The organism is Liquorilactobacillus mali (genome assembly GCF_001437155.1).
Classification (GTDB): Bacteria; Bacillota; Bacilli; order Lactobacillales; family Lactobacillaceae; genus Liquorilactobacillus; species Liquorilactobacillus mali_A.
In genome coordinates this window covers 130,684-152,513 of sequence record NZ_JQAR01000003.1, presented here as the reverse complement: position 1 = coordinate 152,513, position 21,830 = coordinate 130,684, and the positions used below count along the sequence as shown (strand labels likewise).

General features: G+C 35.5%; 20 protein-coding genes and 2 tRNA genes. 5 read left to right on the top strand and 17 right to left on the bottom strand.

From position 1 onward, the window contains the following. Position 1: 1 nt before the first annotated feature. From IV36_RS02650 to yycF, 4 genes are read right to left on the bottom strand one after another with little or no spacing between them, the layout of a single operon-like run. Positions 2-811: a two-component system regulatory protein YycI gene (locus IV36_RS02650; RefSeq protein WP_056990659.1), complete on the bottom strand. Its 810-nt coding sequence runs from the start codon at positions 809-811 to the stop codon at positions 2-4. A 19-nt stretch (positions 812-830) separates the two neighbouring features. Continuing rightward, positions 831-2,183 carry a YycH family regulatory protein gene (locus IV36_RS02645; RefSeq protein WP_056990658.1) on the bottom strand — a complete coding sequence of 451 codons (1,353 nt, stop codon included), beginning with the start codon at positions 2,181-2,183 and terminating at the stop codon, positions 831-833. Further along, entirely contained in the window at positions 2,173-4,032 is a 1,860-nt protein-coding gene (gene walK, locus IV36_RS02640; RefSeq protein ID WP_056990657.1) for a cell wall metabolism sensor histidine kinase WalK, read from the bottom strand. The genes IV36_RS02645 and walK overlap by 11 nt, the downstream gene beginning before the upstream one ends. Before the next feature lie 23 nt (positions 4,033-4,055). Continuing rightward, positions 4,056-4,766, bottom strand: coding sequence for a response regulator YycF (gene yycF / locus IV36_RS02635; RefSeq protein ID WP_010077982.1), 711 nt, complete (start codon positions 4,764-4,766; stop codon positions 4,056-4,058). A 212-nt stretch (positions 4,767-4,978) separates the two neighbouring features. Between yycF and IV36_RS02630 the strand changes: the two genes are divergently transcribed. From IV36_RS02630 to IV36_RS02620, 3 genes are all read left to right on the top strand, one after another. Beyond that, positions 4,979-5,818 (top strand): pyridoxamine kinase, encoded by an 840-nt coding sequence (locus tag IV36_RS02630; protein WP_056990656.1) that lies wholly within the window; start codon positions 4,979-4,981, stop codon positions 5,816-5,818. Positions 5,819-5,830: 12 nt separating this feature from the next. Then, positions 5,831-6,382 (top strand): ECF transporter S component, encoded by a 552-nt coding sequence (locus tag IV36_RS02625; RefSeq protein ID WP_056990655.1) that lies wholly within the window; start codon positions 5,831-5,833, stop codon positions 6,380-6,382. 89 nt (positions 6,383-6,471) lie between these two features. Next, a tRNA-Lys gene (locus tag IV36_RS02620) sits at positions 6,472-6,544 on the top strand. Positions 6,545-6,733: 189 nt separating this feature from the next. Here the strand turns inward: IV36_RS02620 and IV36_RS02615 are convergent. The 10 genes from IV36_RS02615 to IV36_RS02570 form a co-directional block, all read right to left on the bottom strand. Beyond that, positions 6,734-6,913: a hypothetical protein gene (locus tag IV36_RS02615; RefSeq protein WP_056990654.1), complete on the bottom strand. Its 180-nt coding sequence runs from the start codon at positions 6,911-6,913 to the stop codon at positions 6,734-6,736. 145 nt (positions 6,914-7,058) lie between these two features. Beyond that, positions 7,059-8,627, bottom strand: coding sequence for a polysaccharide biosynthesis protein (locus tag IV36_RS02610; protein ID WP_056990653.1), 1,569 nt, complete (start codon positions 8,625-8,627; stop codon positions 7,059-7,061). Positions 8,628-8,932: 305 nt separating this feature from the next. After that, on the bottom strand, positions 8,933-10,036 hold the full coding sequence (locus IV36_RS02605) for a dipeptide epimerase (protein ID WP_056990652.1): 1,104 nt from the start codon (positions 10,034-10,036) through the stop codon (positions 8,933-8,935). Continuing rightward, complete coding sequence (locus tag IV36_RS02600; RefSeq protein ID WP_056990651.1) at positions 10,026-11,030, bottom strand: serine hydrolase domain-containing protein; 1,005 nt, start codon at positions 11,028-11,030, stop codon at positions 10,026-10,028. Before IV36_RS02600 ends, IV36_RS02605 begins: the two co-directional genes overlap by 11 nt. Positions 11,031-11,041: 11 nt before the next feature. Continuing rightward, positions 11,042-11,932: an N-acetylmuramic acid 6-phosphate etherase gene (gene murQ, locus IV36_RS02595; RefSeq protein ID WP_056990650.1), complete on the bottom strand. Its 891-nt coding sequence runs from the start codon at positions 11,930-11,932 to the stop codon at positions 11,042-11,044. A gap of 205 nt (positions 11,933-12,137) precedes the next feature. Further along, positions 12,138-12,545 carry a PTS sugar transporter subunit IIA gene (locus IV36_RS02590; RefSeq protein WP_056990649.1) on the bottom strand — a complete coding sequence of 136 codons (408 nt, stop codon included), beginning with the start codon at positions 12,543-12,545 and terminating at the stop codon, positions 12,138-12,140. A gap of 32 nt (positions 12,546-12,577) precedes the next feature. After that, positions 12,578-13,393, bottom strand: coding sequence for a PTS system mannose/fructose/sorbose family transporter subunit IID (locus IV36_RS02585; RefSeq protein WP_056990648.1), 816 nt, complete (start codon positions 13,391-13,393; stop codon positions 12,578-12,580). Then, complete coding sequence (locus tag IV36_RS02580; RefSeq protein WP_056990647.1) at positions 13,377-14,300, bottom strand: PTS mannose/fructose/sorbose/N-acetylgalactosamine transporter subunit IIC; 924 nt, start codon at positions 14,298-14,300, stop codon at positions 13,377-13,379. The genes IV36_RS02585 and IV36_RS02580 overlap by 17 nt, the downstream gene beginning before the upstream one ends. Positions 14,301-14,329: 29 nt before the next feature. Next, positions 14,330-14,812, bottom strand: coding sequence for a PTS sugar transporter subunit IIB (locus IV36_RS02575; RefSeq protein ID WP_056990646.1), 483 nt, complete (start codon positions 14,810-14,812; stop codon positions 14,330-14,332). Between the two features lie 244 nt (positions 14,813-15,056). After that, positions 15,057-15,923: a MurR/RpiR family transcriptional regulator gene (locus tag IV36_RS02570; RefSeq protein WP_056990645.1), complete on the bottom strand. Its 867-nt coding sequence runs from the start codon at positions 15,921-15,923 to the stop codon at positions 15,057-15,059. A gap of 400 nt (positions 15,924-16,323) precedes the next feature. Between IV36_RS02570 and IV36_RS02565 the strand changes: the two genes are divergently transcribed. Both IV36_RS02565 and IV36_RS02560 read left to right on the top strand, forming a co-directional pair. After that, on the top strand, positions 16,324-17,163 hold the full coding sequence (locus tag IV36_RS02565; protein ID WP_056990644.1) for an aldo/keto reductase: 840 nt from the start codon (positions 16,324-16,326) through the stop codon (positions 17,161-17,163). 246 nt (positions 17,164-17,409) lie between these two features. Continuing rightward, positions 17,410-17,481, top strand: a tRNA-Asn gene (locus IV36_RS02560). Between the two features lie 161 nt (positions 17,482-17,642). Here the strand turns inward: IV36_RS02560 and IV36_RS02555 are convergent. The 3 genes from IV36_RS02555 to IV36_RS02545 are packed head-to-tail and all read right to left on the bottom strand — an operon-like array spanning position 17,643 to position 21,795. After that, positions 17,643-19,190 (bottom strand): bifunctional metallophosphatase/5'-nucleotidase, encoded by a 1,548-nt coding sequence (locus tag IV36_RS02555; protein ID WP_056990643.1) that lies wholly within the window; start codon positions 19,188-19,190, stop codon positions 17,643-17,645. 14 nt (positions 19,191-19,204) lie between these two features. After that, positions 19,205-20,470, bottom strand: coding sequence for an MBL fold metallo-hydrolase (locus tag IV36_RS02550; protein ID WP_056990642.1), 1,266 nt, complete (start codon positions 20,468-20,470; stop codon positions 19,205-19,207). A 35-nt stretch (positions 20,471-20,505) separates the two neighbouring features. Beyond that, positions 20,506-21,795 carry an ABC transporter substrate-binding protein gene (locus IV36_RS02545; protein WP_056990669.1) on the bottom strand — a complete coding sequence of 430 codons (1,290 nt, stop codon included), beginning with the start codon at positions 21,793-21,795 and terminating at the stop codon, positions 20,506-20,508. Positions 21,796-21,830: the final 35 nt, after the last annotated feature.

Sequence of the window (21,830 nt, the reverse complement as noted above, 5' to 3'; positions counted from 1 at the left end):
TTTAATTTATACTATCTGATTCGTCCATTATTGCACCTGAAAAGGCGTTTATCCTCCTATATTGTATATTACCAGTTGAGTTGCTCTTAACCGCTATTACCCACGTTGGGATATATACAATATTGTTATTAACAGACAGTAGTCTTGTGTATCCCAAGTTCACCCATTCAACTGAACTATTGCTCATTAATTTATTATACTGGTACAACCAGATAACAGCCCTTTCTTGACTTATTATTGGGTGCTCTTGCAAAATCTCTACATCATCAAGTATTCCTTGAGAATATCCCATCACATAACCGTTTCTTATATTAAATCTTATTTGGCCATTTGTCATATAAACAGGTGTTCCATGAACAAGCTGAGTATAAACTACAGTACTTTTTGTAGAAAGACTTTTGTTATATTTATACTTTTTTCCCTCTACAATCTTCGTCTTATCACTAACGATTGCATCAAGTGTATTTTGCGGCTTGCTGGTTTTTTTGATCTTTATTGGATTTTCAAATGAGCTCACTATTTTGTGATTTTGATAGGATACAGTTTGATTTTGTAGCGAACTAATATTTTCTTGAAGGTCATTTCTAGTAGAACTCGAAATATAAAAACCTTCTCCTTTCTTATTAGAGAGCTCCCCGTAAGTAATCTGATCTCCTTTAATACTCCTTAAGACTGAGGAAAGTGAATTTTCATTTGTTGATTTTGTTGTTGAAATAACAGCATCATCTTTTTGTGAATAGGACATGAACAAAAAGATATCCAGTGCTATGAAAGCTATAAAGAAGATTAATTCTATTCTCTTGAAGTTCATATCCTAACTTCCTTTCTAGTTAATTTGTAGATAAAAGATCATCTAACTCACTCCATCGCCCATCTATATAAACATAGTAGGTAGGTATCATATCAATAACAAGGCTTGAAGATTGATTTTTTTGCCACTTATAAGCAATTCGGATATCCTTTATTTTACTGAGTGTATATCCTTTATTTTCTAGTTCTCGTAAAACTGTATAGGTTGAAGGCAACTCTTCTTTATACTGACTAGATGGTACCGATACTTGTAAACTATTCAATGAGAAATTATATTCTTTACCACCAGTACTCATTAATTTAATCTTGTACGTACCGTAATTATCATCATCAATAATTGGAAAACCAGCAATATAACTTCGATATGTGACTGTTCCGTCTTCAGAGCTAACCTCATCAAAACGTAAGTTATCTGGAGCCACCCCAATTTTATTCAGTTGATTCAGGCTCTCCGTTAAGTGTGTATAGTAATTCAGCTTTTGTGTTCTTATTTTCCCACTACTTGCCTCATCATAATAATCTAGGGCGGAATAATTCTCATATTGCACAGCGCCCGTAGTGTCATTCAGTGTCAGTCTGTTATCTGATCCATCTAAATAGATTGTCTTGTTCTTTTGTAACTTGGTTGAAATCGAAGTTTGTCCACTTGGATTCAATAATTCACTCACATATGAGCTTATGTTTGTTTTATTGTAGAGATAACTGTACTTGGAAAGCTGCACCGAATTAACATAGAAATTAACTATCTTGTTGTTAAGTAAATAATAATCAATTTCTACCTTATTATTTTCAACACTATTACTTTTCAAATAGTTTTGTATCTTTTTTACAGATTTCGCATTATTGACAACGATCTTGCAGACCTTCCTCGACTGGTCATTCATCAGATAAATATAATTACCACTTTCTACGGGAATCATAATTCTATTGAACTTAAAGCTCTGTATACCCTTTATCTTTTGTGAAAACACCTTATTAAAAATTTTTACAGTTATTGGACTGTTATAGTTTAGCAATAATACATTATTTTGATTTAAAAATGTCATATAATCGGTCTCATTTTTATAAGACTTCACTGAGTTCGAGACACTATTCCACTTCTTCATGACTTTCCAAACCTTACCGATCAAGTAATCTTCAGAACTTGGAAGTTGATATTGCGTGTCATTTACATTATAAGTAGCCTGCAGAGGCAAGAAAATGTCACTCAAAGTTCTTTTACTAACACTTGTCGTACTTTCTCCTGTGTTAGTGGTTTCCTTAGAGTCATGCTGTAACATTGCCGGATTAAACCAAATAAGCGCAGAAAATATGATACTAATCAGAATTGTAATTATCAGACCTGTATGCAATAAGAATTTCCTAACCTTCATCCCACAATTCCCCCTCATATTCTTCATACGGCAGCGAAATATAGAAGGTTGAACCTTTGCCTTCAATACTATCAACCCAAATTCTTCCACCATGCATTTCAATAACTTCTTTTGAAATTGCAAGTCCTAATCCGGTTCCACCCTGAGCACGTGATCGAGCCTTATCAACACGGAAGAAACGATCAAAAATATGAACTACATCCTTCTTAGGAATACCAAGTCCTTGATCTGAAATACTCAAGATAACATGATCATGGGTCTCTAGAAGACGGCAGGTAATTACCCCTCCATCAGGTGAATATTTAATAGCATTATTTATAATGTTATCAACAACTTGCATAAACTTATCAGTATCAATTTCAACCCATAATTCTCTTTTTGTAAAATCTCGCTTAATTGAATATCTTTTCTTTCCTTTCTCATGTGCATCATCAGATTTTAACATCATATCAAATCTATCCAAAATATAGTTATATAATTCATTTAAATTAACAAGTTCCAATTCAAGTTTAGATGTTCCTGAATCCATTCTAGACAGGCTTAATAGATCATTAATCATTCTAATCATACGTTGCGTTTCATCTTGTGCAACTTTCAAAAATGACGGTGCAACTTCTGGATCTTTCCATGCTCCATCATTTAGCGCCTCAACGTAGCTTCTCACACTTGTCAGTGGTGTCCGCAACTCATGTGAAACATTAGAAACAAATTCCTTTCTTTCGCGATCGATCCGCTGCTGCTCCGTAATATCATGCAGCACACAGACAAGTCCACTAATAAAGCCAGATTCTCGCTGAATTAAAGAAAAATAAGCATTTAAAATTTCATCATGGTCTTCGTCCGACAAGTCAATGATAATTTCGTCTTGATTTTCAAGTAGATCACGTAACGTATACTTATCTCTGATTCCTAAAATATCTAATACTGACTGTCCATCAGCTATATTGGGATCAATGTCCAATGCCTGTGAAGCAGTCTCATTCATGATGATGACATTACCCCGTCGGTCAGTCGCCAAAACCCCGTCAGACATATGGGATAAAACACTATCTAATCTACGACGTTCAGCTTCAGACGATTCCTGGGCTTCCTCAATCCTGACTGACAAGTTGTTAACGGCTTGCGCCAACTGTCCCAATTCATCAGACCCATAAATTTTGACTTGTCCTGAATAGTCTCCCCGCGCAATTCTTGTTGTTTGCTTTTTCATTTCGTCAATCGGACGTGTTATTGCACTGGAAATAAAAATTGCCAAAATTAATCCTAATCCTGTCGCTATCAATGCTGCAGTAGCAAAGATTATTGTAACTTTGTTGATTGAACTGTACACAGGCTCCAAACTTGCACGTAAATAAACTGCACCTACTAAAGTATTAGTATTTCCAGTCGTACTGAAAAGTGGTGTGATTGAGACATAATACCTTTTATTATCTGTTCGATCATATGCTGACTTTGCGTATGAACGTTCATTATATAAAACCTGCTTAATATCATTATCTGTCGTCTTTTGTCCTATTGAATCCTGACTGTTTACATCACTATCGCCACGAATTGTTCCTTTTGTATCAACTACCTGAACTTTTGTAATATTTGAATTATCTACATCTTCCAATATATCTTTGATACTCGAATTAGCCTTAGTCAGATTACTACGAGAAAGATTGGTGACTAAGGAACTATCGATATAACTTGATAATTCAACCTGCTGCTTGAATGATTTCAAGTCATCCTTTTTTAATTGCTGCACAAAATAAGCACCTACTATTTGGAATGTTATCAACAATAACAAAGCAAAAACTAGTGCTATTTTAAAATGGATAGATTGGAAAAAATGTAGTTTTTTATTCATTATTACTCCACTAAAAATCTTATTTATTCTGCCTCTGGATTACGTAAATAATAACCCACTCCACGTCTCGTTACCAACCAAATTGGTCGACTAGGATTGTCTTCGATTTTTTCTCTTAATCTTCGAACCGTTACATCGACTGTTCGAACATCACCAAAATAATCGTATCCCCAAACAGTTTGCAATAGATGTTCCCTTGTCATGACTTGACCGATATGTTTTGCCAAATAGTAAAGTAATTCAAACTCCCTATGGGTCAATTCAATCTTTTCATCTCTTTTTGAAACCATATACGCTTCTGGGTGAATGGTTAAATCACCAATAGTAATTTCATTATTCTTTTCTTCTTCATTTTGTGCTGAAGCCGAAGCCGCTGTTTGTCTTCTCAAATTGGCCTTAACACGCGCAACTAACTCACGATTAGAGAATGGTTTCGTTACATAGTCATCGGCCCCTAGTTCTAGTCCTAAAACTTTATCTATTTCTGCATCTTTAGCTGTAACCATTATAATTGGCATATCATATTTTTTCCGAACTTCCCGTGCAACTTCAAGTCCATCCATCTTGGGTAACATAATATCTAACAAAATCAAGTCTGGTACTATCTCTTCAACTTGTTCAACAGCTTCTTGTCCATCAAATGCTGTATAAACGTCAAAGCCTTCCTTTGTCAAATTAAATTTAACTATATCGGAAATTGGTTTCTCATCATCAACTACTAAAATCTTCTTCACTTTGAAGCTCCTTTCCTAAAGCCACTTTCTTTTACGTGGTTTAGAATTTCTAGTTGTTCCAATGTGGATTGTTTTCATTATCAAAAAGGGTACAACCGTCTATATTATAACCTATCGGCTGATTGATGCCAAACACGCATCAGAAATGTTATCACAACTTTAGTTCGTGCTATAATATCGTTAATTTATATATACATAGATAAGGAGTTAAAATGAAAAAATCAATATTAATCTCACAGGACCTTTCTTGTGCTGGGCAAGTATCCATGGCGGTTGCACTGCCGATCCTTGGGGCACTCGGTTTTAACCCTACAGTTTTGCCAACGGCTATCCTCTCAACACATACAGGGGGGTTCGGTAAAAATATCTACTTAGACCTCAGTTCAGAAATGGAAAAAATTATTGCACACTGGGAAACTGTTCCACTCTCTTTCTCTGCAGTATATCTAGGTTACTTAGGCAAAAAGCCGTTAGATGTTCTCCTCAGCAGCATCGATGAACTGGCTGCTGATTCTTTTTTGCTCTTAGATCCCGTGATGGGTGATCATGGAAAATTATACCGTGGATTCGACTTAGACTATGTTCATCAAATGCAGCACCTGGTACAAAAGGCAGATCTCATTACTCCAAACGTAACAGAAGCACAATTATTATTAGGCAAAGAATGCACAACAGGAGCAATTTCCTCTACTGCTGCTATTGACCTAGTCACTGAACTCAATGAAAAGTACAAAAATAAGCAAATTCTTCTAACAGGAATTCCTAAAACAAATGGAAAAATCGGAATTGTGGGCATCAACACCATTTCCCAGGAAATATGGCAGCTTGAAACAGCAAAAATCGGCACAAACTTCTTTGGAACAGGCGATATTTTCGCAAGTGTGTTACTCGGAGCACTACTGCATGGCAATACACTGAAAGCAGCAGCAAAAATTGCTATGCAATTCATCAGTAATACAATTGAAAAAAATATGCAATTTAATCGCTATGATTCCCGTTTTGGTCTTGATTATTCACTTGAATTACCTGTATTATTAAAACAATTAAATTAGGAGGTTAAAAAAATGCAAAAAAATAAAAATTCTCTTAGAATGATCATTTTGACAGGATTGTTTGCTGCAATTATATATCTAGGTATTTTTATCTTAAGAATACCTATTCCTGCAATGGTTGGACGACCATTCATTCATTTTGGAAATACACTTACTGTCTTAGCTATTTTATTTTTGGGCCCGAGAAACGGAATTATCGCGGGAATCATTGGCCTTGGCGGTTTTGATGTACTCAATGGGTATGCATTAACATCTTGGTTGACTGTTCTCGAAGTGATTATAGTTGGTTTAACCATAGAAGCTGTTTTCAAGTATTTTCACCATAATGACAGTAAACGTAATATTATTATTGTCGCAATTACTGCTGGCGCTATGAAAATAGTTACTTCTTACTGTACGTCAATCGTTGAGGCTTTGATGGTTGGAACGGCATTTAAAACCGCTATTGTTGCATCTTTTCTGAGTCTTCCTGCAACTGTCATCAATTCTATTTCGACTGCAGTCTGTGTGCCTCTACTGTATTTCCTACTACGTAAAGCTTTTTCAGCTGTTAATAAGGATTAAGCAAAAGTGCTTTTATATGTTTTTTTATTTTTCTATTGCATATTCTTTTCACCCATGGTAATATATTTCTTGTTGATGAAGAATATATTGGGTGGCTAGCTCAGCTGGCAGAGCAACGGACTCTTAATCCGTGGGTCCAGGGTTCGATCCCCTGGCCACCCATCGACGAAATATTACCAGTAATCATTGGGTATCAAAAATACCGTGGTTGCTGGTTTTTTTGTACCCTGATTGTGGACAATTATGTTATTTGAACTTAGAAAAAATAGTTAGTTCTTTTTTCAAGAAAAATATATCAAAATCAATAAGTCTCTTTAAAAACAAACTTAAATCAAAAAACGAAATAGCTTTTTATGATTCTTTTGATTTCCCTATAAAATAAAAAATGGACACACCAATCAAACCTGCACTAGCCAATACAACTGCTAAAGTATTTGGAAGTATACTTAACTTGGCTAAAATAATTGAAACTACGGAAATTGTTATACATATCCAACCTCCTAGCGATCTTCCCCAAAACTTTCGTGTCATACAAATACCTCCCTCAAAAAATATAAGCCAAAAGTTAAATTTTGGCTTAGCTTTCCCACTTTAATTTAGGTAAGCGTGTCTATAAACCACGCTCCCCCTCAAAAATAATGCTTCTTCATCTTGAATCGTTTAAAAACGTACACTATTACTTGAAAATTTTGTTCCAAAAACCAAACTTCTTCGAAATTCCATAATAAAGCAAGCCGGTACACATTCCAAATATCACACTATACATTAATGCTATTAATTTGGTTTGTGGTATATAAATGCTAGAAATGACTGCTTGTGCTATCACAACAATGATAAGAAAAATTACATTCAACAAGACATTTGGTACAAAATCTCTAAAATCAATGGAAAACTCTATTCTTATTTTCCTATAAGCCAGTATACAAATAACTGCAAAAGCAATATTTGTTGCCATTATAGCCCCGGTGCCCTGCAGCATAAAAACCAACGGAAATTGAAGAATAAGTTTAATTATCAAACCTATCAATAGATATGACATAGCTTTCTTACTGTAATGAAGTGCTTGGAGTACCGTCAACCCATTGACCGCAACTGCCATGATCAAACTTTGCCAAATATTATAGGTTAGAAACTCCGCTCCGGCTTTACTGAAAAAGAAAAAAATCCCATTAGCCTCGAATGATAGTGCACTAAAAATTGTAGACACAGGAAAGACAATAAAAATCAGATAATTAATGTTATCTGCCAGGTAATGTCTTACATTTTTCTTTTGCCCGCCTGCATTAACCGATGCAAGTAAAGGCAGGCTGCTACCAGCAATCGCTGCGGCTAACGCCGTAATTACCGAAGTTAATTTGGATGGGTTAGCTGAAAAGGCTGTGTATACTTGTTGAGTATACTCTGCCGATAAACCTAGAACACCTTGCATTATCTGTTTGAAAAACAGCTGATCAATGATCTGACATAAATTTATTCCTGCCCCGACAATTACAAATGGAATTGATTCATATGCTATTGCCATAAATATTTTTCTTACGTCAGATACCATAGGAGCTTTGCTTTTTTTTAGCTTCGCCTTGTATTCTGGTAACTTAACCTTATAATGGGCAATCAAGTATATATAACTAGCTAAGGCCCCCGCAAAAGCAGCAAATACACTTGCATAAACCGCAATCACATAACCTGTATGAAATATGTATATTAAAACATAGCTGGATGCGAGGATAAAAATAACTCTAAAAACCTGTTCCCACAATTGTGAAATACCAAAGGGTTTAAGGTCTTGATTACCTTGAAACCATCCACGAATCACACTCATAGCTGGTAAAATTGCAATTGCTGGAACCATACTTCTAATAGCAATCACCGAATCTCTTTGTGAAACAACAGGACTATTTTTAGCGAAAATTGGAGCAGTTACATATAAAATCAATGCACATAACAAACCTGAGATACACATTAATCCTAAACCTAATTTGAAAATTTTTTTACTGCTTGTAAACTCATTCTTGCCATTGTACATTGCAACTTTGCGTGCAATTGCAGAAGGAAATCCTGCCATTCCCAACGATAAAAAAATCGCATATATATTATATGTCGAATTAAATAGCGCCTGTGCAGCATTAATATTTTCTTTTGATCCCATCATGGCCAACCATGGTATCAAGTACAACACACCCAATGCCCTGGAGAACACACTCCCAAAGGATAGCCAAAAAGAGCCTGACAATAACTTTTTATTCATAATTACACCTTAAGGTTTTTTTCGTTACTATCACTAGTTAACGCTCTTCATTTTAATTTCACAAGTTTCTTTTACCCTTTTTATAAATAATTAAAAAACATGGGATCGGTCAAAAGTTATATTTTGGCCAACCCTTTATTTATTCCAGATAAATATGTTGCAATAAATCCAAATTTTCCATCCAACTTCAAATTACTCATAGTAAGGCACATGTTATATTTGTAATTTCAATTAATACTCAAATTTTACCGACCTATGTCACACTCTCATTTACTATCGTGTTTCACATGAAACATTTATTTTCCTTAAAATCCCAATCCAGCCTTTTTAGTCACCCTCAACATATTCTTTTCACTTTCAAATCCACCCTTTCGCTTACTCCTACTCATAAAAACTGAATCCAAATCAACATATTTAACGTTTCGATGTGCTGTGGCAAATGCAATTGCAGCCGCTATACTTTCTCTTGACTCAATCATGCAGCCAATCATGCATTGAATTCCCGCCATCTCGCATAATTGATTGATTCTTTCAGCTTGGCTGATGCCGCCAGTCTTCATTAGCTTAATATTGACCAAATCACAGGCATGATTGGCAATTAATTCTCTTGCGTCTTCAAAAGTATGAACACTCTCATCTGCCATGACTGGCAATTTGGAACGTTGCGTAATTTGCCGCATTCCCGAATAATTATCAGCCTTTACTGGTTGCTCAATAAAGTCAATATTAACATTGTATTTAGTCCACGTATCAACTGCACTTAATGTTTCACTAACCGTCCATGCCTGATTAATATCAATTCTCAATGAAACTGCGTTTGGAATAACCTTTGCAATATCTAAAATCAACTGAACATCTTCCTCAAAATCATGATCACCTAATTTAATTTTTAAAGCATTAAACCCCCGTTTCACCAATTCACATGATTCCTCTACCATTTCACTAAGTGGCGCAAGACTAACGGTATAATCTGTATATAAATTTCGGGGAGTTCCTCCCAATAACCGTGAAAGAGACATTTGAAACAGTTGTGCTCTTAAATCATATAAAGCTATTTCAAAAGCTGCCTTTGCGGGAGAGTTATCTGCGATTGACTCTCTAATAATTTGTAAAATACAATCCCAATTGGTTATATCCAAACCAATTATTTTCGGCTTAATTACATTTTTCATCACATAAGACATGCTTTCCAACGTATCTCCTGTCACCTTATCATTTGGTGTGGCAGAACCCAAACCAACTAATCCATTTTTTAAGATTATCCTAACTCGAACGGCAATCACATATCTCACTTCATGAAGTGCAGTCACAAAGAGGTGCTGCAAGTCTTCTTTAACAGTCTCAAACTCTATTCGTTCAATAACACCAGTTTCATCCATAATTCCACCGCATTCTCTATTATTCACCATAAAAAAGCCTAATGACTTCTTTACGAGTTTTAATCCATTCTTTTTTTCTTCTAGTCGGATAGATTCTATTAGTTAGGCAAACAAATGATTGCTTGTTTTTTAAATCAAGTGCGATTGAAGTTCCAGTGAATCCTGTATGCCATAATTTTGTAGAATCATTATTCCATGTTTGCCAGCCTAACGTTCTCCCTCCGCCAGAATACTGTCTTAATAAATTAATACTTTGACTGCTTAAAATCTGTTTTCCTTTGAAAACACCTTCATTTATATACATTGAAGTAAAATTATTCAAATCGCCTAATGTCGAGAAAATTCCCGCATGACCACTTACACCATCCAACAAATAAGCCTTATAGTCATGGACAACACCCTGGATTATCCCGCCTCTTTGTGGCTCATCTTCAGTTGGTATAAAATTAGCCAACGGTCTTTCAGATAAATTATATCCCGTATTTTTCATCAATAATGGCTCAAAAATATGTTCATTCAAGCTTGTACTCAGTTCTCCATCAACTTGTGCGATTATCCAGCCTAAAATAATAAAACCTAAATCTGAATAAACAATTTTTTCTCCTGGCGAACTAATTAAGTTTGTTTCTTTTATCCTTTTTATAAGTTCTTCTTTTGTCATTGACCTAACACCCGTGATGTCAGCCGGTAATCCACTGTTATGCAATAATAAATTAGCTATCGTCACTTGTGGATATTTGAATCCAAATAATATCTCCCCTATTTCTGTATTCAGATCAAGCGTACCACTTTCAATCAATTGCAGGATCCTAGTAGTCGTCACAACAACCTTAGTTAATGATGCTAAATCATAGATCATCGTACTAGTTAAAGCAATATCATACTTACCATTTCCTTGCGTACCCAAGTAAAATTCTGAACTATTCTTTTTATCAGTAATTGCATAAGAAGCCCCGTAAATATCTTTGCTCTCTGTAGCTTCTTTAATACGTTCTGTGATTAATTCTACACTTTCTTCTACCATCTTTTTCCTCTTTATCTCAGTGCTTCAATTACTTTATTGTCATTCTTAATCAGTAGTTTTTGCGCATCTTCATAATTTAATTCTTTTTTCTGCATAACAATTGCTATCGGGACACTCTGCTTGGCCTCTTTTAACTTTTTCCGTGCTTCTTCATCACTGCATCCGGTTGTTTCTGCAATAATCCTAACAGCCCGCTCAACCAATTTCTCATTAGTTGGCAAAACATTTATCATCAGATTCTGATACACCTTACCACTTTTAACCATCACACCCGTTGATATCGTATTTAGTACCATTTTCTGTGCACTTCCTGCTTTCATCCTTGTAGAACCCGTCACAACTTCTGGACCAACCACTGGAGCAATCGTATATTTCGCATGCTCTTCCATCTCGCTGTGTGAAACACAAACTAAAGCTACACTCAATGCACCAATCTCATTGGCATAGTCTAATGCACCGATTGCATAAGGTGTGCGTCCACTCGCTGCAATTGCAATTACACTATCATATGAATTCAGATCTATCCTTTTTAAATCTTGCCTTGCTAGTTTAATTGAATCTTCTGCACCTTCTACTGCTTTATATACAGCTTGCGCACCACCGGCAATCAATCCGATTGCTTGGTCAGGCTTTAGTCCGTAGGTTGGTACCAACTCCACAGCATCTAATATTCCTAATCTTCCAGAAGTTCCTGCTCCACAGTAGATTATTCTGCCACCCATATTAAATTTTTTGCTGATTTCCTCAACTACTTGTGCAATTACTCGATCTTGCGACTTTACAGCTTCTGCAACTTTTTGATTCTCTGCATTAATAAGTCTAACCATCTCTAATACAGGTAAATTATCAAGCTCCATTGTTCTAGGATTACGCAGCTCTGTCTCTAGCTCATTTATCTTCATAAGATCACCATTTCTCACTGATTAATTTTATATTATTTACTTCTTACTATAACAGCAAAAGTTAGTACATTTAAAAAAGACCGGATCAAAAGTTATATTTTGACCTGGTCCTTAATTGATTAAGTATAAATCTGTCTCCTAAGTCAAGCCTTTCGGTTTAACGACTTATATGCACACTTTCTCTCTCTGTACATAAATGATTGACTTAATCTTCGTCATCTTGATCTTCTGCTAATTTTTCTTTAACATTATTGATGCCTGAGGTTCCCATCGAAATCAATTGTGCAACATCAAGTTGCCCGAGCATTTTTTGATTACCATATTCAATAATCATTGGTAAATTTATTCCCGTAATCACTTCTAAGTTTGGGTACTTTGCCAACAATGCAACCGACACATTTGAAGGAGTTCCACCTAAAAGATCTAAGCCCAAGATGATATCAGTATCATCTGTTTTTTCAATTTCTTCACTCAGTTCTTTTTCTAAGTCTTTAGGGCCCATCTCTTTGGTCAGACTAAAAGTTGCAACGTCATCAATCTTCCCAATAATTAGTTCTGCACTAGCTAGGATTGCCTTTGCAAGTGGTCCATGACTGGCTAAAATCAGCTTCACAAAATTCCCTCCTTTGATAAATTAGTGAGTACTTATCCTTTACCTAAAATTCCCAAGGCTGAACAAACAACCGCAACAATGATAACTGTAAAGATTGCCTTAGTTGATGTCATTTTCTTTCGTCCAAGTAACCAATAGATCAGTCCGACAAGTAGACCTGGAACTAGCTTAGGCAGAATCATATCTATTTCATTTTGCAACGTTACAGTTACCTTACCAATATGAGCAACAAATGGTACCTGTATATTAATCAGCGTCGCAACTAACGCACCGACCACATATACACCCAATAGGGTTGCTGCATCTGTCAAAGCATTTAATTGACCCTGCATTTTGGTTACAAGAGTTGTCCCTTCACGATAAGCAAGTGGTAACTGGATCCAGCGAATATACATAATAATAAGGTTTGCTATCAACCATATCACTACTCCAAAAGGATTCCCTTGAACAGCCATGTTTGCAGCAATCGCACCAAGGATCGCAGGAAGCAATGATGCAAAGATTGAATCACCAATAGCAGCTAACGGTCCCATCAAACCTGTCTTTAAACCAGAGACTGTTTCTAAGGATTCCGCCCCTTCCTTTGACTCAATTGCCAAATCTATTCCTTGGATAATCGTATTTACCCATGGATTTGTATTGAAAAATTGGTTGTGGGTCTTCATTGCCTTTTTCAATTCAGGCGTATGATCACCATATAATTTGCGCAGCTGTGGCAACATTAAAAACAGATACCCCGAACCTTGCATTTTCTCATAGTTCCAACCCAATTGGTTGAAGAATAAGTTTCGTCTATTTATTTGATTAAAATCCTTTTTAGTTAATTTATAATTAGTCTTCGTCGCCATAGATTTCACCATCCTCACTATCATTAGATTTTTCTTGAGATGAATCTTTATACGAACTTACCAATTCCGTTAGCTTTTGTTTCTCAGTATTCCTTTTGTATTCATTTATAGCGAATCCTAACCCAATCAAGGCAATTGCGACCATTGATACAGAATTAAATGATCCTGCAAATCCTTTTGATACTGTAGCCATCGTTGTTCCTAAGGATTGAACATTTGTATACAATGTGCTGAATAATGCAGTTAATGTAAAGCCAAGGATTAAGTAGGCAATATGCTTTTTGACTGGTAAGTAGCGCAGTAAAATGGCAAATCCAACGGCAGGCAATAATGCTCCAGCTGTAGCCAGTCCATTGCTGAGCCACTTCAGATGTGTATCCAAAACCTTAACCGCAGTCGATACAAAGTTGCCACCAAACTGTAGAGCTAAGAAGACTGGAATACCACGTGATAAGATCCATGGAAAGACCCCGTATAGATAATTCCGCTCAATTGCTGAGTAATTTTCTTCATCAATCAATCGATCAATCCGATGTTGAAAGAAGGTATTGGTAAAGCGACCAAGAATATCCGTTTCGATCATTAATGATGCAACCGGAACTCCAATCGCCGCCACTGCAGTTGAGGCATTCATACCTGTACTAATTGAAAATGCAGTAGCCAAAATTGTTCCTGAATTAGCATCAATTTTTGATGAACCACCGAATGTCCCTACACCTAAAACAGTTAATTGCAAACTCCCACCAATAATCAATCCCTTGGTAACATCGCCCATAATAGCACCCGTAATCAATCCAGCCCATACTGGCTGAGAAAGGGAAGAAACAATCGTTAATTCATCCCATATTTGATACATTGAGTAAAGCGTTAATAGTAAAACTTGCCAAAAAATAATATTTCCATGCATAATTGGTTACCTCCTCCCGATTTGTTTGATTAGAATTTCTTTAATAAATCTATGAAGTTTAAAACAGGATCACTTGGTACCATTTGTGCGGTTACACTTACTCCTAACTTATGTAATTCATTAAAAGCATCGACATCTGCCTGTACAACATTAATAGAGTTTGTTATTGCCTTTGTTTCATCAGTTTGTGACATATTTCCTACGTTAACGGCTGTGATAGGAACACCTTTTTGTATCATATTAACTAGTACGCGGGGATGCCTTACAAGAATAAACACCTTTTGCGAGTTGTATCTGCCTTCATTGATGTTATTAACTGCCCTTTGTTCACTTAGAATACTTAGGTTAACCCCTGCTGGTTTCGCTAACTTAATACCAGCCTTAGCGACATCTGAACTTGCAACTTCATCATCAATAACCATGATTCTTGTCGCACCTACTACGTTAGTCCACATATTCGCAACTTGGCCATGTAATAAGCGGCCATCAACTCTTACTGCTGTAATTGCCATTAGATTCTCACCCCTTCAAAATATTATTCTCCTGCTGCCATGTCTATAATTACAAAACAAAAAACCTGATTTCTCAAAGCGAATGAGGCAACAAATCATTTTGGATAATTATTAATTAAAAACCAATAATTATTAGGGACGATTATATCACTTAAAGCATCTTTTGAAATAAGGTTTCATAAATGGTGTGTTAATCAATTGTTTTTTGAAATTTTATTTTACTAAATCTAGCGAAAGCGTTTTTTTATCTTCGATAATTAAGCTCTTTCTTATACTTCGCAACAATATCATATGATTTACTAAGTAATTTAACGTTGAAGCTAAAGTTCTGACTTACAAAATAATAGAAAATAATATCTACAGCGGTAAACTGTGCAAGCAATGAACTTGTGGCAGCGATACGATACTTGCTCTCTCTCGGAAAGGCTGTGTGAATGCCTGTCTTTACATAATTATCCAATGAACTATCTCCTCTTCTTGTTAAAGAAACAAGCGGAAAGTTTCTTTCACTTGCATGTATTGCCGCATTTATCACTTCTGGTGATTCACCTGAATTGGATACTAGCCAAACTAGAGTATCAGCTTGGTTGCCAACCAACTTTGGCAGTAGTGAATTCAAATTATTTTCGGCAATTGTCAAATATCCTAACCTGCTCCATTTTTGTGCAATATTTTCAGCAACAAGACCTGAAGCACCCACACCAAAAATAATCATTTGCTTACACTTATTTAATAATTTAACAGCTTCTTTTATCTCTTTTTCATCAATTTGTTCTACCGTTTCACTAATTGATCTTTGCGCATTTGCCAATAGTTTTTGTTTTATTGAATCTAATGCTTCATTCGCCGAAATATCACCATAACTTTTACTCTCCAGACTTCTTTTAGATAAACTGGCAGATAATTCGATTTTTAATGCCGTGAAACTCTCCAACTTTAAATCTTTCACAAGTCTAACGACTGTCGCAGAGCTTGAATCTGCGGCTTGTGCTAATTGTGCAATCTTCATTTTTATTACTTTATTTGGATTTTGTAAAATATACTCTGCAACTTTTCTCTTTGATTTTGAAAGCCGCGGTAAGGAATTTAATATCTCGTTTTCAATACCCATATTTCATCTCTCCTTAATATATTTCCGTTTTTTATTACACAACACAAGTACATTTCAGCTTGCCTTATCTTACAATCATTTTAATTTTTTATCAATTGTTTTTAAACATATTAAAAATACCACATCTATCTTAGTAAAAGTAGAACAATTTGCCCATCTTCTATCGCCCATTTACCAACCATTGAGTATCCAACCCAAATTCTGGTATTGGAAAAAGACTGAACAATAGAATGTGATTCACACACATCATTAATATAAAGAAACGGTATATATCATCAGATATATCAAATGTAAGCAGAACAATTATAGATTTGTACTTAGGCAAATTATTTAACCAACCTACCTTCTTTGTAATAAAGTAAAGGTGTACTTAAAATAAATTCGCAGGAGGCAAAATTTTATGAAAATTCCCAATAGATTATTGAATGACGGACATTTAATTCCTAAAATTGGATTTGGTACTTATCAAATTCGTGGTGGTCAAGGAATTGATCAAATATTATCTGCTATTCAAGATGGTTATCGTCTGTTAGACACCTCAACAAACTACGACAGCGAAGGAATTGTTGGTGAAGCTATTCGCCGCTCTGGCATTCCACGATCCGAATTTTTTGTTACCAGTAAATTGCCCGGGAAATATCATCATTACGAAGATGCTTTGATGATGATTCAAGAGTCTCTTTGCCGCATGGGTTTAGACTATTTTGACCTTTACTTGATTCATTGGCCGCTTCCAAAAAGAAAACTCTATACTGAAGCTTGGCGTGCATTGGTTACAGCTCAAAAAATGGGTCTTTGCCGTTCGATTGGTGTTTCTAATTTTGAACCGGAACATTTAGACAAAATTATTGCTGATACAGGAGTTACACCAGCTGTTAACCAAATTGAGATCCATCCTTATTGGGTCCAAGACAAGATGCTATCAGAGAATACTAAACGCAAAATTGTCACTGAGGCATGGAGTCCGCTGGGACGAGGTAATCGTACACTTCAAGAAAAAATAATTAAAGATCTGGCTGAAAAATACCAAAAAAATGTTGGCCAAATTGTTTTAAGGTGGCATGTACAACGTGGTATTATTCCAATTCCCAAATCAAGCAATCTGCTCCATCAACGAGAAAATGCAGATATTTTTGATTTTGAACTAACATCAGAAGAAATTACTGCAATTAATAGTTTATCTCGCACTGATGGAAGGATAGATAATCAAGATCCAAATGAATATGAGGAATTTGATTAAGTTTATCAAGGACTAACTTAGAGAGAATGGTATGCGCGCTTTACAATTAATATGTGGGGCTGTGTGTGTTGTTCTCTTTTTCATTCATATTTAGCTGTTTTTTGCTTCGCAATGCCATTAGAATCAAGCCATTATTCATTTTCAAAAGATAGTTGCCTTAAAATCTAACGAAAATGTAATTTTTTGTCAAAAGTATATTTACTTATTAATCATAATATGATATAAATATATACATGCTAATAATATTGCTCAGTAGTTCAGTGGTAGAATAATTGACTGTTAATCAAGAGGTCGTAGGTTCGAACCCTACCTGAGCAGCTAACCTAAAGTATCTTGCTGATTTGGCAAGGTACTTTTTTTCTATGCTGAACCAGTAATTATTAATTAAATTGCGATTATAAAAAGTACAGCATCGGGTATTAAACTCTACACCCAATGCTGTACTTTTTCGTCTTTTGATACTAACCGTTTTCTTTCATTTACAATAAAATGTTATAGTCATTCTTTGGTAAGTTTTTTGGTGATATTTTTTTATTCTGCGTCAATACTTGCACTATCACCTCTGATACCTCAAACTCACTTTCACTGATTATTTTACTAGCATCAAACATCTGGTAATCTCCACCGCCCATTGCTCGATACTTACTCAAACCAATCTTTAAAGTATCTTCTGGAACAATTTTATGACCTTGGTAACAAAGATTTGTAATTCTCTTTCCTTGAGGTTGGCTCACATTTATTGTATAGTCAATTCCCCCGTAAATATCATAATTAAAGTCAGGAATGCGTTGTCTGCCATTTTTTGTTGCTACAACTATTCTTCCCTCCTCTTCGCCCCAATACATTGCTGTTTGTTCAAGCGCCGCTAGTAAATCTTTTCCTGTTACTTCAAGAACTGCAAAAGTATTAGAAAATGGATAATTAGCTTTTATATCTCGCATGGTAACCATCTGTGCAAAACCTGGTTGTTGATTATTAAATATCGAACTGGCTACAATCTCGACCCCAGTAGCCTCTCTCACAAAATAGTTCATTAGATCAATAAATGGATGTCCATGCAATCTGGCCGACGCAACATCAGTCAATTTGAAGCCCTTGTCAAGAACACCAACACTTTTGTCTAACCACTCTTCTGTGTCCTTATTATCAGACTCCAATAAATTTATAACGGTGTTATTTGGGTCAATGCCTCTCGTTGAAAGTAATTTTGCTGTTTTCTTAGTAATTACACTATCCCTATACTCTAGTTCAATTGCACCAACAACTTCACCAGCATAACCTGGCTGAATCACAGGTATATCATTATAGAAAGTTGCAATTTTACGATGTTGATGTCCAGTGATCAAAGCATCAATTCCCGCAATTTTACTTAATTCGTAGGCCTCGTTTTCACCTGTTAATTCTTCTGTTGCAATACCATTTTCATCGGCTTCAAAACCTCCATGATAAGCAACTATTACTATATCAGCAATTTTTCTCAACCGTGGGATATACTCTTTGGCTGTCTGAACCGCCGATTTAAAATAGAGTCCATGAATATTTTCCTGGGTTTCCCAATGGGGAATATACTGGGTTGTCAATCCGAGAATTGCAACCCGAACTCCTTTTTCTTCAAAAATCTCATATGCTTTTCCCATATAAGGTTTACTATCATCATCCAAAATATTCGCACATAAAATTGGATGCTTTCGATAACTATTAATTTTCTCTTGATACTTTCGACCATAATTAAATTCATGATTACCAAGAATTGCTGCATCATATTTAATTATGTTCTCAGCTTGTACCAATTCCTTTACTTGATAGTTACCTTTGTGAAAAAGGAAATCAACTAACGCCGAACCTTGGATATAATCACCATTGTCGATTACCAATACCAAATCTTCACTCGCACTGTTTTTTCGTACATTTTCGATCACACTTGCACACTTCGCAAAGCCAATATCTTGGTTTTCATGACGTTTTAAATATGTTGTTGGATACATATATCCATGGATATCACTTGTTACTAAAATTTTAATTTGCATATACTATATTACACCTACTTAAAACGATAAATTTCTGTGTACCTTGGCCTTAAAAACTGTAATCCACTATTTTTCAGCGCATTTACGGCAGCATCCGGATCAAACGAATGCCAAAAAGCCGTTTTCTTTGCAGCAACAGTTCTAGCTACCTCACAAATTTCTGCTTTTGTAGCATGTCCTGATACTCCAATATCAATAAACTCAATTCTTTTATTTTCTAAAAAACTCTTTAGCGTCTGATAATGTGGATCATAATCTCCAAGTGGCGCTCCATTGCAATGCAAATAAATAAATTTATTGAAATTCATAAGAATGTCTAAGTTTTCAAAGCTATTTTGTAAACAAAAATGATTCAGATTATTCATAATTGTTAGCAATGATACTGGTATTAACCCAGCAATACCTTTCAATCCTAAATTACCATCATCTAACACAAAAATTGGTTCTTCTAATGAAAATTCACTTATCACATGTGCGTATTGCGGCTCCCAGACAATTGGTCTATTCAAATGATTAGCTACTTTATTCATCTGTAACAATCGCTCGATATCTCTGGAGTATGGATTGATAACAGTTAGATTCTTGTGCTTATTTAAAATCCTCTTGAAGTCTTCTAGACACTTTGATTCCACGGTAACTTCATTATCTCCCTGTCCATTCAAGCTGTTATCATCCTCAAAACTAAAGCTTGTTGCCTCCAACATTAGCAAATCCAAATTACGCTGCTTAAACAAATTCATCCATTTATCAACTGCTGATCTATGCGAACCACTCAACCTCACATCCCCAGATTGACCAAACGCATGTTTCCCATCTTCGATTAAAAATGCAGCTGCTCCCAAAATATCATGATCGCTTTGATAAGCCGTAACTGTTAAGTCACCAATTTTTACAGGAACTTCAAAATCAAAAATCTTAAAATTTACATTAAGCGCCAATCCTAATCCTTGTTTTACAAGACTTCGATATAACTTATATGAAGGCCGTGATAGATAAACAGGAATATCACTTTTGAGATATGCCAATGCTGAAGTATGATCCAAATGCAGATGTGTAATAAAAATTGCTTCATCTTTATACTCTTTGATCTGTTCTTGCTTATCGCCAAAAAGCTCAGGTACATCGGGAAGTACGTGTTTTTCAATCAACGACTGTGAAGTCCCTATTTTAAAATCTACTGCCATTCCAAAGTCCGTAATTACTCTTGAACTTCGAGTACTTATTTCTGCAATATTTGCTCCAATTGTATTTAGTCCATTTAGGAACCTAATATTCGTCATTTCTTATTTTTCACTTCCCTTGTCGCAACGCTTCATCAGTTATTCTTATTATCTGATATTATTTTTTTAGCTTGTTTAGCCAAATTTGTGAGCGCATCTTTTGCAGGCGTTTGCTTTGTCAGCATGCTATCAAAAGCATTTAATTCATCTGTATAGTATTCGTTATAACCTACAAAACTCTTTGTTGAAAATGAGTCTGGAAGTGATTCCACAGCAGCTTTTGCCCTTTTATTGCTCTTTAAAAATGCTTGATACTCTTTTGACTTAACCGCCGATTTTGTTAATGGAACATAACCCGTTAACATGGCCCATTTAGTCGTAGCCTTAGAAGTTAATAGGTACTTCATAAACGCATAAGCACCCTGTTTTTGTTCTTGACTTGCACCTTTAAATAACACAATGTCATTACCGGCTACTTCTGTACCTGATTTACCTTCATATGATGGAACTACCGCTGTTGTCCAGTTTAGAGATGAAGGAGCAACTTGTTTAATTGCTGTCATCCCAGCAGAGGAACCGATATAAAACGCTGATTTACCATTTACAAAACTATTCGTCCAGTAAATGTCTGATCCCGCCGATTTAGCAGTGCCATCTTTAATCATATCAAGTACAAAGTTTGCAGCAGTAACAGCTTTTGAACTTGAAAGATTAACTTTACCTGTACTTGTGATTGGAGTTACTCCAGCTGCATGCAATAGTCCTTCCCACTCCATTTGGAAGCTTTGATCAAAACCATAAGCATAGATTCCGTGTTCCTTTAGTACTTCTCCATCTTTACGCATTTGTTCCCATGTTTTAGGAATTTCTAAATTATATTTTTTTAAAATATCTTCGTTAACATACATTACCCTTGTCGATTTAGAAAACGGAATTGAATAATAACTGTTCCCTATCTTTGAACCGCTAAGGAATGCAGAGTAAATATCCTTTTTTTGGCTTGCAGACATTCCTTTGTACATTGCATCCAAGTTTTCAATGAATCCGTTGTTTTTATAGTCTGGCAAACTAGTATATGATGCCATACCTAAAACAGGTAAACTGTTAGATTTAGCTGCTGCCATAACTTTTTGATTTAATTTGTCATACGTTTCTTGTGAGGTTGCAACAACCTTATATTTTTTTTGTGAATTATTGAAATCAGTGATAATTTTATTCAGATTCTTTTCGTATGGTCCCGCTAATCCCGTCCAAAAACTGATCTTTACTGGTGTTTTCGTAGTTCCCTGATCGCTTGTACTAGCCTTTTTCGAACCACATGCTGTTAAAAAAACACATAAGGTACTTATCACTGCTAAAATTGCAATTATCCTACTTTTTTTCATTTTTTCTCCACCTTTCATAGTAAAACACCCCACTA

Coding starts and splice junctions, on each gene's coding strand:
- IV36_RS02650 (WP_056990659.1), bottom strand. CDS start 811: ATGAACTTCAAGAGAATAGAATTAATCTTCTTTATAGCTTTCATAGCA.
- IV36_RS02645 (WP_056990658.1), bottom strand. CDS start 2,183: ATGAAGGTTAGGAAATTCTTATTGCATACAGGTCTGATAATTACAATT.
- walK (WP_056990657.1), bottom strand. CDS start 4,032: ATGAATAAAAAACTACATTTTTTCCAATCTATCCATTTTAAAATAGCA.
- IV36_RS02630 (WP_056990656.1), top strand. CDS start 4,979: ATGAAAAAATCAATATTAATCTCACAGGACCTTTCTTGTGCTGGGCAA.
- IV36_RS02625 (WP_056990655.1), top strand. CDS start 5,831: ATGCAAAAAAATAAAAATTCTCTTAGAATGATCATTTTGACAGGATTG.
- IV36_RS02615 (WP_056990654.1), bottom strand. CDS start 6,913: ATGACACGAAAGTTTTGGGGAAGATCGCTAGGAGGTTGGATATGTATA.
- IV36_RS02610 (WP_056990653.1), bottom strand. CDS start 8,627: ATGAATAAAAAGTTATTGTCAGGCTCTTTTTGGCTATCCTTTGGGAGT.
- IV36_RS02605 (WP_056990652.1), bottom strand. CDS start 10,036: ATGGTGAATAATAGAGAATGCGGTGGAATTATGGATGAAACTGGTGTT.
- IV36_RS02600 (WP_056990651.1), bottom strand. CDS start 11,030: ATGGTAGAAGAAAGTGTAGAATTAATCACAGAACGTATTAAAGAAGCT.
- murQ (WP_056990650.1), bottom strand. CDS start 11,932: ATGAAGATAAATGAGCTAGAGACAGAGCTGCGTAATCCTAGAACAATG.
- IV36_RS02585 (WP_056990648.1), bottom strand. CDS start 13,393: ATGGCGACGAAGACTAATTATAAATTAACTAAAAAGGATTTTAATCAA.
- IV36_RS02580 (WP_056990647.1), bottom strand. CDS start 14,300: ATGCATGGAAATATTATTTTTTGGCAAGTTTTACTATTAACGCTTTAC.
- IV36_RS02575 (WP_056990646.1), bottom strand. CDS start 14,812: ATGGCAATTACAGCAGTAAGAGTTGATGGCCGCTTATTACATGGCCAA.
- IV36_RS02570 (WP_056990645.1), bottom strand. CDS start 15,923: ATGGGTATTGAAAACGAGATATTAAATTCCTTACCGCGGCTTTCAAAA.
- IV36_RS02565 (WP_056990644.1), top strand. CDS start 16,324: ATGAAAATTCCCAATAGATTATTGAATGACGGACATTTAATTCCTAAA.
- IV36_RS02555 (WP_056990643.1), bottom strand. CDS start 19,190: ATGCAAATTAAAATTTTAGTAACAAGTGATATCCATGGATATATGTAT.
- IV36_RS02550 (WP_056990642.1), bottom strand. CDS start 20,470: ATGACGAATATTAGGTTCCTAAATGGACTAAATACAATTGGAGCAAAT.
- IV36_RS02545 (WP_056990669.1), bottom strand. CDS start 21,795: ATGAAAAAAAGTAGGATAATTGCAATTTTAGCAGTGATAAGTACCTTA.